This window comes from Microcoleus sp. N3A4, assembly GCF_036701805.1.
In the GTDB taxonomy this organism is placed as follows: domain Bacteria; phylum Cyanobacteriota; class Cyanobacteriia; order Cyanobacteriales; family Microcoleaceae; genus Microcoleus.
The window spans coordinates 17,272-32,147 of sequence record NZ_JAUBRJ010000039.1; the positions used below are offsets into that span (position 1 = coordinate 17,272).

11 protein-coding genes and 1 CRISPR repeat array are annotated in these 14,876 nt (G+C 46.5%); of the genes, 1 reads left to right on the plus strand and 10 read right to left on the minus strand.

Annotated features, from left to right (window positions below):
* Positions 1-39 precede the first annotated feature (39 nt).
* A CRISPR array of direct repeats spans positions 40-1,552; the repeat unit is 37 nt; unit sequence GTTTCAGTCCCGTTGCCGGGATTCTATTAGTTGAAAG.
* Positions 1,553-1,958: 406 nt separating this feature from the next.
* The 9 genes from cas2 to QUA56_RS21495 form a co-directional block, all read right to left on the minus strand.
* Complete coding sequence (gene cas2, locus QUA56_RS21455; RefSeq protein ID WP_333361266.1) at positions 1,959-2,255, minus strand: CRISPR-associated endonuclease Cas2; 297 nt, start codon at positions 2,253-2,255, stop codon at positions 1,959-1,961.
* A 6-nt stretch (positions 2,256-2,261) separates the two neighbouring features.
* Positions 2,262-3,239: a type I-D CRISPR-associated endonuclease Cas1d gene (gene cas1d, locus QUA56_RS21460; protein WP_333361268.1), complete on the minus strand. Its 978-nt coding sequence runs from the start codon at positions 3,237-3,239 to the stop codon at positions 2,262-2,264.
* A 3-nt stretch (positions 3,240-3,242) separates the two neighbouring features.
* Entirely contained in the window at positions 3,243-3,827 is a 585-nt protein-coding gene (cas4, locus tag QUA56_RS21465) for a CRISPR-associated protein Cas4 (protein ID WP_333361270.1), read from the minus strand.
* A gap of 379 nt (positions 3,828-4,206) precedes the next feature.
* Positions 4,207-5,220 carry a CRISPR system precrRNA processing endoribonuclease RAMP protein Cas6 gene (gene cas6, locus QUA56_RS21470; protein ID WP_333361272.1) on the minus strand — a complete coding sequence of 338 codons (1,014 nt, stop codon included), beginning with the start codon at positions 5,218-5,220 and terminating at the stop codon, positions 4,207-4,209.
* Complete coding sequence (locus QUA56_RS21475) at positions 5,198-5,980, minus strand: hypothetical protein (RefSeq protein ID WP_333361274.1); 783 nt, start codon at positions 5,978-5,980, stop codon at positions 5,198-5,200. The genes cas6 and QUA56_RS21475 overlap by 23 nt, the downstream gene beginning before the upstream one ends.
* Positions 5,961-6,935, minus strand: coding sequence for a DevR family CRISPR-associated autoregulator (locus QUA56_RS21480; RefSeq protein WP_333361276.1), 975 nt, complete (start codon positions 6,933-6,935; stop codon positions 5,961-5,963). The genes QUA56_RS21475 and QUA56_RS21480 overlap by 20 nt, the downstream gene beginning before the upstream one ends.
* Before the next feature lie 12 nt (positions 6,936-6,947).
* On the minus strand, positions 6,948-8,765 hold the full coding sequence (locus tag QUA56_RS21485; protein ID WP_333361278.1) for a hypothetical protein: 1,818 nt from the start codon (positions 8,763-8,765) through the stop codon (positions 6,948-6,950).
* 182 nt (positions 8,766-8,947) lie between these two features.
* Complete coding sequence (gene cas3 / locus QUA56_RS21490) at positions 8,948-11,020, minus strand: CRISPR-associated helicase Cas3' (protein ID WP_333361280.1); 2,073 nt, start codon at positions 11,018-11,020, stop codon at positions 8,948-8,950.
* Positions 11,001-11,651, minus strand: a complete 651-nt coding sequence (locus QUA56_RS21495) for a DEAD/DEAH box helicase family protein (RefSeq protein ID WP_333361282.1) — start codon at positions 11,649-11,651, stop codon at positions 11,001-11,003. Before QUA56_RS21495 ends, cas3 begins: the two co-directional genes overlap by 20 nt.
* 110 nt (positions 11,652-11,761) lie before the next feature.
* On the opposite strand from QUA56_RS21495, the gene leuB reads away from it, so the two are divergent.
* Entirely contained in the window at positions 11,762-12,847 is a 1,086-nt protein-coding gene (gene leuB, locus QUA56_RS21500) for a 3-isopropylmalate dehydrogenase (RefSeq protein ID WP_333361284.1), read from the plus strand.
* A gap of 478 nt (positions 12,848-13,325) precedes the next feature.
* Here the strand turns inward: leuB and QUA56_RS21505 are convergent, their stop codons facing one another.
* On the minus strand, positions 13,326-14,804 hold the full coding sequence (locus QUA56_RS21505) for a bifunctional orotidine-5'-phosphate decarboxylase/orotate phosphoribosyltransferase (protein ID WP_333361286.1): 1,479 nt from the start codon (positions 14,802-14,804) through the stop codon (positions 13,326-13,328).
* Between the last annotated feature and the right edge of the window lie 72 nt (positions 14,805-14,876).

A 14,876-nucleotide genomic window follows, 5' to 3' on the forward strand; every position in this document is an offset into this window, starting at 1 on the left:
AAAGCTGCCTTTGTTTCGGGTGCTGCCGGCACTGCTATTGTTTCAGTCCCGTTGCCGGGATTCTATTAGTTGAAAGCCACTTGATTTATTTATAGGAATTCAGGGATTTTCTTGTTTCAGTCCCGTTGCCGGGATTCTATTAGTTGAAAGTTTAGCCTGTCGCACTTAATGCGAGAAATTTTTAAAGTTTCAGTCCCGTTGCCGGGATTCTATTAGTTGAAAGCTGCCTTTGTTTCGGGTGCTGCCGGCACTGCTATTGTTTCAGTCCCGTTGCCGGGATTCTATTAGTTGAAAGCTTTATGTTGAAACTCAGCAAGAGTTATACCCCACGTTTCAGTCCCGTTGCCGGGATTCTATTAGTTGAAAGTTTGCAGCATCCTGCCGATCGCCCAAGCCAACCAAAATGTTTCAGTCCCGTTGCCGGGATTCTATTAGTTGAAAGACTAAACTTTTTCGCAAACCTAATTAAAGGAAAATATGTTTCAGTCCCGTTGCCGGGATTCTATTAGTTGAAAGCCGAAAACTCATTCTTTTAACCAATGACAAACACAGGTTTCAGTCCCGTTGCCGGGATTCTATTAGTTGAAAGGTGGCTTCTATGCGGTGTCCCGTGTTTGTGGGTTGTGGTTTCAGTCCCGTTGCCGGGATTCTATTAGTTGAAAGCCGGGACAAACAGTAGGTGCAGCAGTAGCTGGATTGTTTCAGTCCCGTTGCCGGGATTCTATTAGTTGAAAGTAAAATTAGGAGGAGATGTGCCTTCTTACAAAGAAGGTGTTTCAGTCCCGTTGCCGGGATTCTATTAGTTGAAAGGATACCAGCTTGCTCTAGTTGATTCTCAAATTCTCCAGTTTCAGTCCCGTTGCCGGGATTCTATTAGTTGAAAGTTCATCACAAAGCTGAGGAAAACGGACAGCTCAATCGTTTCAGTCCCGTTGCCGGGATTCTATTAGTTGAAAGTTCCCGGTCAAACAGTCGGCAATCCTGTCACAGATTTGTTTCAGTCCCGTTGCCGGGATTCTATTAGTTGAAAGCCAACATCATTGCCGAGCGCCTCAAACAATCCCATTAGTAATTGTTTCAGTCCCGTTGCCGGGATTCTATTAGTTGAAAGAAAACATCTATGGCACAACTTGTCGGGTAGCCAGGGAGTTTCAGTCCCGTTGCCGGGATTCTATTAGTTGAAAGCCAACTCCCCTCGTATAAGGCTCGAATAATCTTGGTTTCAGTCCCGTTGCCGGGATTCTATTAGTTGAAAGTTTTGCCGGACTGGAACCATCCAAACCCTTTTTCGAGTTTCAGTCCCGTTGCCGGGATTCTATTAGTTGAAAGCACTCAAATGTTTGGATGGAACAGCCCAGGGGCAAAAGTTTCAGTCCCGTTGCCGGGATTCTATTAGTTGAAAGAGTTGTTTGTGCATATTTTGTCCTCGGCTGGCATTTTTGTTTCAGTCCCGTTGCCGGGATTCTATTAGTTGAAAGAGGAAGGCGAGACAGTCAACACTTACTCGATCGACACGTTTCAGTCCCGTTGCCGGGATTCTATTAGTTGAAAGCTCGATCGCCCAAAACCAGTCAGAGAAAGAGTTCTGCCAACGGTTTTCGTCAACCTCATTTTGACCTTCATTACAGCCCCGCTTATTGCAACAGCTTCGCAATTGTGCTGACATCGCAAATCTTGAAACTATTAACTTGTCAAGGTTCTGGCGTTTTTCGTCAACCTCCGCAAGTTTTGCCCTCACTTCGGTTCACGAAAATCATCATAAGTCGATCGCGCTTCCCCTGTCAAGATCACTCCGAGCCAAAAAGCCGGTTTGGTCGAGCAACCGGGTTCATTCATTCTACCGGCACCAGCCAAACAGGACTTAGGCGTTCATACCAAAGAAACCGGGTTTTTTGAGATTTAAAACTTTGATACAGTATTTTCGCAAAAAAACCCGGTTTCTGCCTAATTCGTGAATCTTAATAGACGATCGTCCTTTCCTCCCTAGGTTGCTCCGAACCGTAAGTAATTGTCCGCCTCACCGAGCCCGCATCCAAAACATAAATACGCACCGCATCCTCCACAGGCCTAATCAACTTTTCAATCTGCTGCTGAAGCTTCACAAACTGCACCGCAGTCAGAAAACACTCAAAAACACTGTACTGCGTCCACTTTCCGTATCCAGACAGCAACTTGTGCAGCCGCTTCCGCCGTTTGTTCGCACCTTCGGAATCCGGCAAATCGTAAATCACCAAATAAAACAAAGTATCTTTCATCCTCTCTCACCGCAAAACTAAAGGTTTATAAGCAACACCCTCTTGCAAGTGGCGGCCCAACAGCCTCGCCTGCAACTCAATCGCCCGCCGATAAGTACAGCGATATTCAAAAACCGGATGATTAAACTCATCATTCATCTTCCTGTCAAAAGCCTGCAAAAACCGTTTTCGGCTGCCATCAGAAAGCCGATAAGCCCCCAAACTTTCCGTAAAATCTGCCGGTTCAAACTCGCGCCTGTGCAGCATCGACAGCACCAAACTATCAGCCACCAGCGGGCGAAATTCCTCCATCAAATCCAGCACCATCGCCGGTTGGCCGCGACTCACTTCATGCAAATAACCAATATAAGGATCGAGTCCGGTAACATGAACCCCAGTCGTTACTTGCACCCGCAAAAGTCCGTAACCAAAACTCAACAAAGAATTCACAGGATCGGTAGGAGGCCGCCGATTTCGCCCCGGAAAAAACCAAGGTGCTTTCAACATCGAAGACCAAGCACCAAAATAATTCTTAGCCGCCAAACCTTCAACGCCTCGCACCTCATCTAAAGTCTGCTTTTGGGTCACTAACTTCTTATTAGCTTTCAGCGGATTGTCCTTAATATTTTGGCGGTACAAAACTGTATGTTGATTTTGAATCTTAGCCGCCACAATCGACTTTACCAAATCCAGCCTTCTCGCCGCATCGCAGTGCAGTTGATACTGAGCCAATCTCAGCGCCCCATTCCGAGAATACCCCGGCAGCGCCCCTCCTAAATACTTGCCAAAAACCGAAAGATAATGCACGGGTATTCCCAATTCCAGAGCGTAAACCATCGCATCCCCCGTAACTTGAGGATTGCCAATCAGCACCACTTGCTCGACAGTTTGAGCCGGAATAGAATGCTTTTTCCAACTACCATCTTCCTGCCGCAGCGCCAAGGTAAACGCTTCGTAGGTTTTGCTCAAAACAGCATCCGGCTGAGTCACATAAACAACAGGCATAACTTAAATCATCTCCTGACGCAACTGTTTAACTTCAAACGGCAAACAAATTCCTTGCAAACTGCAAGCCTGACACTTTTTAGCATTGTCACTCGGCGCGGGAATCGCACCTTTGACAGCAATTTGTGCCGCAAAAATTGCTGCTTCAGTCATCTGTCGCAACCGCGCCGAAAAATTTACTTTCTCTCGCCGCTTGTTGCCGGTATAGAAAATTTCCCCCCACCCAATCTCCCGCCCCAAGCGTTCTTCCAAACACAAAGCAGCAGCGCAAAGTTGAAAATGATCGTTAAGATAATTCCCCATTTTTCCTTTTTTGTACTCCAAAGGAATTAACAAACCATCCCGCTCTTCCACAGCATCAATAATGCCGCTTACCAGCAGGCGATCGCTCCACACCCACTGCTGACGGTGAATCAAAACACCATTTTCTTCACTCACTCCCTCCTGATTAATATTCCGGTGCAAATGCCGCCCGATCAGAATATGTTCGTTATCCTCCATTTCCCCCAGTTCGTATTCCAAATAAAACCGACGGTGACAATATTCCCAAGCATTGAGATAAGCCAAAGGCAAAAAGTTTTCATTCATACAGCGTATTCCAGGTTTGTGAAGTAGGGACACGGCAATATATTGGTATTGCCGGAGTTGGGATAACTACCGACGCTTATTCCAGGTTTGTGAAGTAGGGAAATGGCAATGCCGTATCCCTTCAGGAACAAGAAAAAGCAACGATTCTAAATGCCCTGCCAAAGGTTTGTGAAGTAGGGACACGGCAATGCCGTGTCCCTACGGGGATAGTCTAGTAGCGGTTTTAACCGCCGATTCCGCTTGCATAAACTTGCATAAAACTGAATAATTATTCAGTCCCCCTCTGCTAAGACTTCGTTTGGCAAAGAGCGGTTGCAACCGCCGATTCCAAGCGAGGATTTTTAACTTTCCCTACATTCCTTATATGCACAGCAAACTATTACCTTAATTTCACCTGTCCCATGCCCATTCCTACTTTTCTCCCCACTCCACAAAACGCCGCAAAACGGGCAAGAACCGCAGCAATTTTTGCCTGTTCGGCATCTGCAAATTCATATCTCGCCCATCCAGTCGTCCCAATTTCTGCTCCCGCTTTCATTTTCAAAGCGCGAGTTTTGAGCTCGTAAGCAGCAGTGACACCCGTCCACTCAACCGCTGGAAATTGCAGCGCAGCAGGCGCGAAAGCATTCCAGCGGCGCAGCAAACTTCCAAATACTAATTCCGGCAAAGGGAAAGGCTGACATGACTGAAGTTGCTTGAAACTTGTCGGCGACAGAAACTCTAGTTCGATCGACCTTTGGGCCGGCGATTCTGCTAAAATCTCATAACTGCTAGCTTCCACAACTTCCACCGCTTCCCCCAAACGGCAAGCAATCCCCGTCAAAGCTATGTCTGCGCCGATATCTTGACTCAATCCCCACAGCAAAGGAGCCAGCAATTCCGGCCGCAGCAATCCGAATTTGAGATATTTTTGCTGGGGAGATTTGCCTGGTTTCAAAACTAAAGCACCGGGAAAGTTATCCTGTTGGTGCAACTCTTCAGTTAGTTCGGCATTTCCAGTTCCCATCCAGTGGAAAAATTGAGCGTGAATCGCCCTTCCCAAAGTGTGCGGAAGCTCTTCGGTTGCCCCCAGCGGAATTTGGAGAATGTGCAGGGATGAAGCATCGACTTCTACTCCCGTAACTTCGCAAATTTTCCCTTGCCATTCGACTGTTTTATGCTTGCTGATTTGCCAGCAAACCGCCTGCATTAGTTCTGCATAAAACTCCGGCTGCTGCAAAACTGCGATTGCTTTTAAAACGCCCGATCTCGGAGCTGCTGGCACCCAAACTAATGGAGATTTAAAAGCAGGCAGCCACTCGATTAATGGAACAGAACGAGTTGAGCCAGCCGCAGGTTTTAATACTAAGCTCAATCCGGCAAATTCTTGTTCAGAGTCTTTGGTAAAAGTCATAGCGCGCGCTGGTTGCTGTTAGTTTTAGGGGCAGAAATCCGGTAACAATTGTGCGGTCTTTGTCAAGTGTTGCTCTTTCCGAAGAGAAGGGGTTGATTTTGCCAAAGGTGGTGTTTTTGCCTAAATCGTCGATCGCCCCGACGGTGAAACTAAGGCTCAAATCCGGCTGCCACAGCGGTTCGGGAGTGATTTGAGTTCGATCGGGCAAATACTGAAAAAAGCAGCCCCGCTTGCCAAAATAGTTGATGAGAGCGAACAATTTGGTCAATTCGGGCGATCGAGAATTTGCCCCGCAGTGAATTTCCAAATTGCCCTCCAAATAAATCCATTCCCGAAACACAAACCCGCCTTGCATCGGAACCGTCGAGCGACTTTTATCAGCTTTATCCGCTGTTTGATCGTAATACCGGAGTTTGTAACCGTTGCGATTAACTACCAATCTTTCCGGCGGCCGCACCCAAATTTGCAAATCTCGAATCCAGGCAAATTCCCCTTTAATCCACTCGTCAAAATCGCTGGAATGCAGCGCGCCTTCGCTTTCCAACAAAACTTTTAACAGCGCCATCTTAATCGCGTAAGGAGTCGGCACTAAGTTAGAACGAGCAGCCATGCTGGTAGCATCCGAACGCTTGAGAGAAAACAAACTAACGGGTTGGTAACTGACAGCTAACCACTGACTCGAACCCCCCAAATTATCCGTATTTGCACGGTTAGAATCAGAGTTTCGAGAGATTTGAGAATTATTCGATCGCTTCGGCACGGTTGCTCTCCCAGGGTGCAGATAAGGTGATTAATTCTTGGATTTGTTCGGCAAATTGCGCCATTGTTTCAAACCTAAACAGCCGAATTGTTCCCTCTCCATTCATCCGGTTGAGGGTGTTCGCGAGGCTTTCAATTTGACGGTGATAATCAGCATCTAAAGCACTGATCATCGGTGCGGGACAGCGGCGCGTGCTGACAGCAATGATGCCTTCAAAATGGTCGGGATGGGGCAAATTTGTGTTGCGTTTCGCGCCGTTGGGTTGCAGGAAAGTGTAGAGCACACTTTTGAGCAAAGCATCAAGGCGTTTTTTGCGATCGCCAGCAGCAACTGCATAATTAAAAGTATGAGGATTGTAGCCGATCCGAAACGCTTCGATATTGAGAACAGTCGCGTACAAACCAGAGCTAATTTGCACGTTATAAGGAGTAGGATTGTCAGTGCCGTATTTCGCGTGAAAGTAACTCTGAGTTTTGACAAAACTGGGCAAACCGACAATCGCGCCAAATTCAATAACCGACTCGCGTTTGAGAGTTTGTCCCTTTTTTTCTGTCACCATAAATCCTTCTAAATCGCTGATGGTACAGACTTGAAGAACCTTCGCAGTTTTTGCCGCTAAATTTGCCTCTTGTTCGGTAAAAAATGCAGTTTTTTGCTTTTCAGCTAAATCGATATCAAACCCGATGCGATCCGGATTGCATTGTTTGCCACCTTCAGACAAAGGCAGTTCGCTTTCAGTGCAGATTCGGTGTAAATGTTCCGCCTGAATGTGTTTGATCGTGTCCCCAGAAACGCCGTTGACAAATTTCGGTTCCGGGTCGCCTTTTTCCACAATGTAGTAGCGGCGAGTTAGAGATTGATTGCCCTCGGTTCCTTCGTTGTTCAGGGCGTGTAGCTGCCAGGAAACCAGTCCGCTGAGGGAAATCGAATAAACGGGAAAAGTTGAGTTTTTCATGATAAATTATCCTTATTCTTGTTCTTCAAAATCTTCGGATTCCGCAGTTGAGCTATTTTCCTCTAGGGAGTCATCGGGCGGCTCATCCTTGGCTTTCGACCATTTCGCGTAACCGTAAGCAATCAGCAAATTCGCTACTAAAACCGTATCAAATTCGTTGAGAAGTTCCATTAACCTGTCTAAATCTTCTTTTGTCGGCTGCACTCGCATCAAACGCTTGCCTTGCTTGAGATAGCCTTCCAAAAGCCGCAAATTCTCAGATTCGTACTTAGCCAAAAAATCGGCGATCGCGCAAACAAAATCTTTCTTAGAACCCGATTGACTGCTCAAAACTTGTGCCAAACCGTATTGTCGCTGCCAATCTAATTCTTTCACCCCACCTTTCGTCTGAACTTTCCCTGCATAAACCGTTGCTTGATTGATCGCTTTAGCAATGCGGAGAAAACTCTCATCTTTAGTAATTGTCAAAAAATCGGCATCTTTTTTAGTCATCGTGTTGAGTCCTGTTACAGAAAATAAACGGGGAGACTTAGATTTAGAGTCAGCAAGGCGCTTGACTGCAAAATCTGCATAACCAACTTGAAAAGGAAAGAAATTGCGAAGATTATTTCCGGCAATAAAATCTCGATAAGCTGCTAGTAATTCGCTGTTTCCTTCCTCAGACGATAAAGACACTATAACTGATAAATGCTCGTGCAAAACCGTTTGATAGTCGAGCACTTCTTCGTCATTTTCGGGGTGAATCCAACCGGGAATTCCTAGGGTAAAAATATCTTTGACACCGTAAACTTGACCTTTTGAGCCAAAATGCGTCCCGCTAAAACCGCCGACATAGCGATCGACCGATTCCCCAATTTCCAGGTCGTCTTCTAGTTTGCCTTCAGCTTGTGCCGGATGATTGTCTAACAGCGTTTGACAGAATCTCAGGACTAATTCAGCATCAAATCTAGCAGTGCCGTGTCCGCCGCCAGGGGGGTTGTGTACGCGCAAGTCATCGAGAACTTTGCGGTATTTTCCCAGCGAAATGTTGCTGGGTTCCAGGGCAACAACCCGCCAATCGTAAATTCTTTCAGCTATTTTTATGCGATCGCACAGTGCAAAATTAAACAAACCGCCGGCAATCAGCCACAAACTCAACCAATCAGTTTTTTGATTGTCGGTTTTATTGCTATCTGCCTTAATCCGGTTAACACCTTGAACTGCTGTCGGCAAATAAATTTGAACGGCACTTACAGGCTTAAATAATTTCTCGGCTGTTGCTTGTTTAAACAATTCGGCGACTAGCTGAGTTTGGCTTTTTGAGTCGGGTATAGTTTCTCGGCTGAATGCTTGCAATAAAGCCACAATAAAGCTGCCGTAATTATTGCTTAGCTGTCGCCCTTGCAGCCACAAATCATTATGCTTTTTTTCGCGCCTCATAGAGACTAAAATTGTCCCGTTTTGAGTCCTCGGATCGGGAGGTTTCGGAGATTCTTCTGTGAATTCAGGTCTGGCCCGCTGCTGAAACAAATAATCGCGGTACAGCTTTCTGATTTCTGTGCGTTCAACAGTATCAAAAGGTGTTGTATCGGCGGAAATTGGAGTGCGATCGGTTTTTGCGCCGCATACCGGAGGAAAAGCATCGGCATAAGTCAGTTGCGAAAAAGCTTCGAGATTGACAGGCTTTTTGAACTGAATGCAGTAGCGCGTTCCTTCATCAATAAGCTGCATTTGTGTTTTTAGCTTGCTTCGAGAAAGCGCATCTTCAGCTAAATTAGCTAATCCCAGCATTAAAAATGTGTCAGCGTATGTACCGAATTTTTTGATTACAAAAAGCCGATCGACTGTCACTGCTTTTGCCTCAATTTATTTTCTGAATTTAATGGTATCATCCCAACGGAAAGGGGGTCTTCCGAAGTTAATTAATCTTCTCCCAGTCTCGCGTTGCGCCAACTTTGTTTGTGTGCCCGTAAACTCCGCGAATTTTATTCGGCTGGCTAATCTTCGTAAGGTACCCATTGTGCAGCCTACATCTATAATTGCACCGATCGCGCGTCGCACAGTCTCAAAGCGCGCACCACCAGCGAATACAATTGCAAATATTCAGTTTGATCCACCTCAAATCGATCGAGATCGAAAACTTTCGCATCGTATGAAATTCGGCTCAACTTAGGCGCTTCCTCAGAAACTGGCAGAGTTTTCGGTAAAAAACGAATTAAATTTCGCCAACTAGAATCGATCGCCATTTGAGCATCTGGATGCAATTGCATCGGTCTCATCTTAGCAACATCCTTGCTCGACCATCCCTTCGCCCAAGCCGAATGGTGGCGCCCTGCTGCTAAAATAACTGCATAGCAAATATCTTGAATTTGTTCGCGATCGGCATCAAAACTCTCCTCCAACAAGGGCACAAGAACTTGTCTCAAAATTTCCCTCGACAAAAACGCGCTTTCTACAGCATGATTCGGTCGTTTGTGCTGATTTTCCCAAGCTTTCAGCGCCTGTTGTTGAGTTCTTCCTTGCGAGTCTAGATTTTCGCGATCGCCCGCATCGTAATCCGTATGCGCCAGCAATTCCGACTTGGGATTTCTGCCGCCAAATTCGCGACAAGCAATCTCCTGCCATCCCCTCATTACCTGCTGCCATTTAACTTGCAACTTCCCCAAATCGTGAGTAAAAATTGCCAAAAATACCAAATATTCAAAAAGTGCCGCTGTTTCTACTGCTGTCGCTTTTGGAAATATCTTGCTTTGCAGAAACCGCCCTCCGGCTGGTAGCAATTCATCCCGAACGCTGCCGTATTTTACCTCAGAAATATTGCCGTTTTTTAACATTTTTGCTAAAAAAGGTTCCCGCCAGCACTTCCCCATCAAAACTAAATGACCGACATAATTATCCATGCGGTATTTGTATTCGCTAGCTACCTGCTTTCTTACTTTTTCCGGCGATGCAAAGCGGCTGCCAACTACAGCAGCACCCATCACTAAGCCAACCTCTGGATCGTAGTGAATGTAGCGGGAATTAACTAAAATTTGGACGCTGCCGAGCAAATCCGAGGTGGAACGTATGGGAGTACATATCGGTTGATTGTAAGTTTCTGCCGTGCGATCTGCGGGGTATTCAATTCGCTTGAATATCCAATCATTTTGATATTCTAAATTTTGGAATTCGCGCCAAACTTTGCACAAAGTTGTCTTCGGTACCGAGAAAGGCAACAGTTTTTTAGGGTCAATTTGTTCGCTATCAAAATCGATGAAACTTGCTTCTTCCCAGACAAAAATGCTGCGGTTGTCTACCAACCGAATCAAGTCATTAGCAACGCTGCGATCGCCCTGAAAAACGGCTGCGTTAAATTTGCGATCGAACTCAGAGCGATCGTTCTGTCTGCGTCTGGCTTGCAGCGAATCTTCGGCTGCGTGAACCCGATCGATCCACTGTTCCTCCGTGCGAAAGCCCACAGGGCGATCGGCTGTTTCCGATTGCGAGTGTTGCTGTAAAACTTGCCAAGTAACTTCGCAGATGCCATCATCATAAGGCAAAAACTTTCGGGATTTCTTAGGAGTATTTTCAGCTTCGCTGTCATCAAAATCTGCTGCTGCTAACTCCGAGTTAAGTTCCGACAATTGAAAAGAACGGTAAACGCGAACCTCCCCCTTTTCTCCCCGAAATCTCGCACAGCGGCCGGCTCTTTGCAGCAAAGAATTCATCGGGCAAAGATGCGAGTGCATGACTTCGCAAGTAATATTAAGTCCCGCTTCGATTACCTGAGTAGCAATCAAAACTTGACAGATTCCCTCATCCAACCAATTCTCAGCAAAAGTTGCTTGCAAGTAAGTTTCTTTTTTCGCCCTGTCTTCTGGCAAAAACCGAGAGTGCAGCAGCGTAATTTCTAAATCGCCGTTTAAATCTGCTGCTTTTAAATCTTGAAAAAGACCTTGAGATTGAGAGACAGTATTGCAAATTACGATCGCTCGCCGGCGCGAGTGCTGCTGAATGTCGGCGAGAATAACACTAGCCGTCAAGGGGTTGGATGCAGCACGAAAAGTCCGGCAGCGGTTGCCTTCTATTTCCGCTAAATCCGCATCTTCAACTTTTACTAATTTCACTGTTAATTTCCTCGATAATGCGATCGGCAAGTTCGTCAGTCAAAGTAGCCGTCATCAGCAAACAGGGCGAAATTCCTTTAACTTGCTGCAACAACTTGATAACCGCAGTAAAAGAGCGATTTGGATCGAGCAAGTGCAGTTCGTCGAAAACTAAATAAGCCGCAAAAATTGCTCCTGAATTGACATTAGCAGAACCGCGACCTACAGAATAAGGGATATTCAAAAAACTGCTCAACATTTGGTCGATCGTACAAAAGATAATATCGCCTTCAAACCTCGGGTCTTCCGGGTTTTCTCCGGTTTGCAGCCCCGCCGTCAAAGGACGAGCTAATAGATGTACTTGCGACCAATTTTTGAGGATAATTTCTGTTCTTTGGCGGAGACTGTTAGCGAGGGTTCGCAGGGGAACAACGTAGATGAGTTTGTTGGGGAAGTCGAGGTTGAGAGTTTGGGCGAAGAGAAAAGGGGCGATCGCAGTTTCAGTTTTTCCCGAACCCGTGGGCGCCCTCAGCAGGACATCTTGGCGGTTGAGAATTTTGTGGATTGTTTCTGTTTGGAATTGTCGGGGTGGAAATCCAGTCAGCGCGCGAAAGTATTCGTTGATGTCGGTATCTGTATACAATGTCTTCACGGGTGAAAATCCAGTTTGTGCGATGGCGTACAGAAGCTGATATAATTCTAAGCCGGCGAGAAGTTCTTAGCTTCCCCTCAAAAATCTACAATCAAAACTCCAAAATTGATATGACTCAAAACTACCGCATCACTCTTTTACCGGGGGACGGCATCGGCCCTGAAATTATCGCTGTGGCGGTAGATGTCCTGAAACTTGTCGGCAAACAATTGGACATCGGCTTTGAATTTGAAGAAGCTTTAATGGGCGGCGCTGCTATTGACGCAACAGGCAATCCGCTACCAGCAGAAACTCTGGAAAAATGCCGCAATAGCGATGCCGTATTATTAGCGGCTATCGGCGGTTACAAGTGGGATAATTTGCCCCGCGAACAGCGCCCGGAAACAGGATTATTAGGGCTGCGCGCCGGATTGGGATTGTTTGCGAATTTGCGTCCGGCGACTATTTTACCGCAATTGGTTAATGCTTCTAGTTTGAAACGGGAAGTTGTCGAAGGCGTGGATATGATGGTCATCCGCGAACTCACAGGCGGCATTTATTTCGGCAAACCGAAAGGTATTTTTGAGACGGAAACAGGCGAAAAACGCGGCGTCAATACAATGGCTTACACCGAGTCAGAAATTGACAGAATCGGGCGAGTTGCTTTTGAGACGGCCAGGAAGCGGGGGAAAAGGCTGTGTTCCGTTGATAAAGCGAATGTTTTGGATGTTTCGCAACTGTGGCGCGATCGTATTATTGCCCTTTCTTCCGAATACCCTGATGTCGAACTTTCTCACCTCTACGTTGACAATGCAGCAATGCAGTTAATTCGCTGTCCGAAACAGTTCGATACAATTGTCACAGGCAATTTATTCGGCGACATTCTTTCCGATGCGGCGGCGATGTTAACTGGTAGTATTGGGATGCTGCCTTCTGCTAGTTTGGGAGCAACCGGCCCGGGAGTTTTTGAACCCGTGCACGGTTCTGCACCAGACATCGCCGGACAAGATAAAGCCAATCCCATCGCCCAAGTTTTAAGCGCGGCAATGATGCTGCGCTACGGCTTAAATCAACCGGAAGCTGCTAATAAAATCGAGCAAGCAGTTGTCGAAATTTTGGATCGATGTTATCGCACTGGTGATATCATGTCGGAAGGCATGAAACTCGTCGGCTGTCGGGCAATGGGCGATGCTTTAATTGAAGTTTTGCAAGCTTGATCTCGCTTCTTACTCGTTCCCAGGCTCTGCCTGGTAACGCCTTTCAGGAGGCTCTGCCTCCATTAAAACAAGCCAAATGAGACATAAATAAAGGAGGCTCTGCCTCGGGGTATTAATTACCAGGCAGAGCCTGGTAACTAGAAAACGAGACAATTAATTCTTACTCGTTCCCAGGCTCTGCCTGGTAACTCCTTTCAGGAGGCTCTGCCTCCACTAAAACAAGCCAAATGAGACATAAGTAAAGGAGGCTCTGCCTCGGGGTATTAATTACCAGGCAGAGCCTAGTAACTAGAAAACGAGACAATTAATTCTTACTCGTTCTTACTCGTTCCCAGGCTCTGCCTGGTAACTCCTTTCAGGAGGCTCTGCCTCCACTAAAACAAGGCAAACAAGACAAGGCAAACGAGACAGAATTTGGGAGGCAAAGCCTCCCGATCTTAATTACCAGGCAGAGCCTGGTAACTAGAAATTTTATAATTTAATGTTCCGCAGTCAACAGATTAAATTGCTCGGTATCGATGCGATTTGCTCGATACAAAATCTCAGCTATTTCCGAAAGCGCTAACACAGAATGGGCGCGATAACCGTTGGCCTGCATCTTATCTTTGACTCCCTGTTCGTGGTCGATCAATACCACGATATCTTCCACCTTTAACCCGGCAGATTTTAACTTGCCCGCGCCTTCCATCACGCTTTTGCCGCTAATCAAAATATCATCGACTACGACAATCGTTTCTCCTGCCTGAAAATGCCCCTCAATCAATTTGCCCGCACCGTAAGTTTTCACCTCCTTGCGCGGGAAAATCATCGGCCGTTCCATCCGCAATGCTAAACCCGTTGCTGTGGGTAAAGAACCGTAGGGAATTCCGGCAATGCGATCGAATTTTAAACTCTTGAGAATGTCTGCATAAGCGCTGACAATTTGGTGGAAAATCTGGGGAATTGAGATAATTTTTCGCAAGTCGATGTAATATGGAAATACGGCTCCTGATGCTTGTACGTGGTCGCCAAAAACTACGCAGCCGATGTCATAAAGTTGCAAGATTAAATCGCGGTGAGGTTCCTGTTGTAAAAAGCAAACATCGGGCAGCCACAATTCGCAAGTGGGACTACCTTCGATCGCCCGCAGCCTCTGTTGATTAATATTATCCCGCAATGTCTCAATTTCTCGGCGCGGCTCTTTCCCCGCTAATAAACTCGGGGGGACTGGCAGCAGCAAACCTTCACCATTCTTGCTTAAACCGGCCGCCAGCAGTTGTGCGAGGTCGTTTTCTTCTGCGAGGTCATTTTCTGCCGAGATGTCTCCTTCGACTAAAATTAGGCGTTCAGGAGCCGCTTGGCGGATGCGCGCCAACATATCCGGCATTACTCCTACTTCTAAACCGAGTTTTTCGGGAGTTCCCCAAAGTTGAGAGAGTCGGACTAATTGCAAGTACAAAGGGTTTTCTGGCGTCGGGTATTCTTGCAAAGCCGCCGCTGAGGCGTTGGCGGTGGCACAGAGCACAAAAACAGTTTTTCCGGGGTATAACAAAAAAGGCGCTACTTGGTCGAATCCGGCATAGGGACTTAAGGTAATAGCATCAACTTGCCAGTCTTGAAATACTGTTTTGGCAAACACTGTGCTGGTGTTTAAATCGCAGTGTTTGGCATCTAAAATTACGGGGAGGTGAGAGGGAATAATTGCTAAAATTTGTTGCAGCAATTCGCAGCCGGGAATACCGAGAGATTGGTAAAAACCGAGGTTGAGTTTGCAGGCACAAATTAAATCCGATGTTTGGTCGATCGCACATTTCAGCTTTGCCAACAAATCATCCATCAAACTTTGAGTGTTCCCGGACGCTGCTGAAGCAGAATCCGACCAGCTTTCGGGGTCGGGATCGAGGGCTAAATACAGCAAACTTTGATTGCTTTCAACAGCCGCTAACAGTTTATCGAAAAAGTTGGTTCGATCGCTCATAGTTTGTTAGGGAGGTAAGGAAAATTCAAAAAATTGCAGATGAAAGTGGGATGGGTGTTGTGCCGGAAGAAA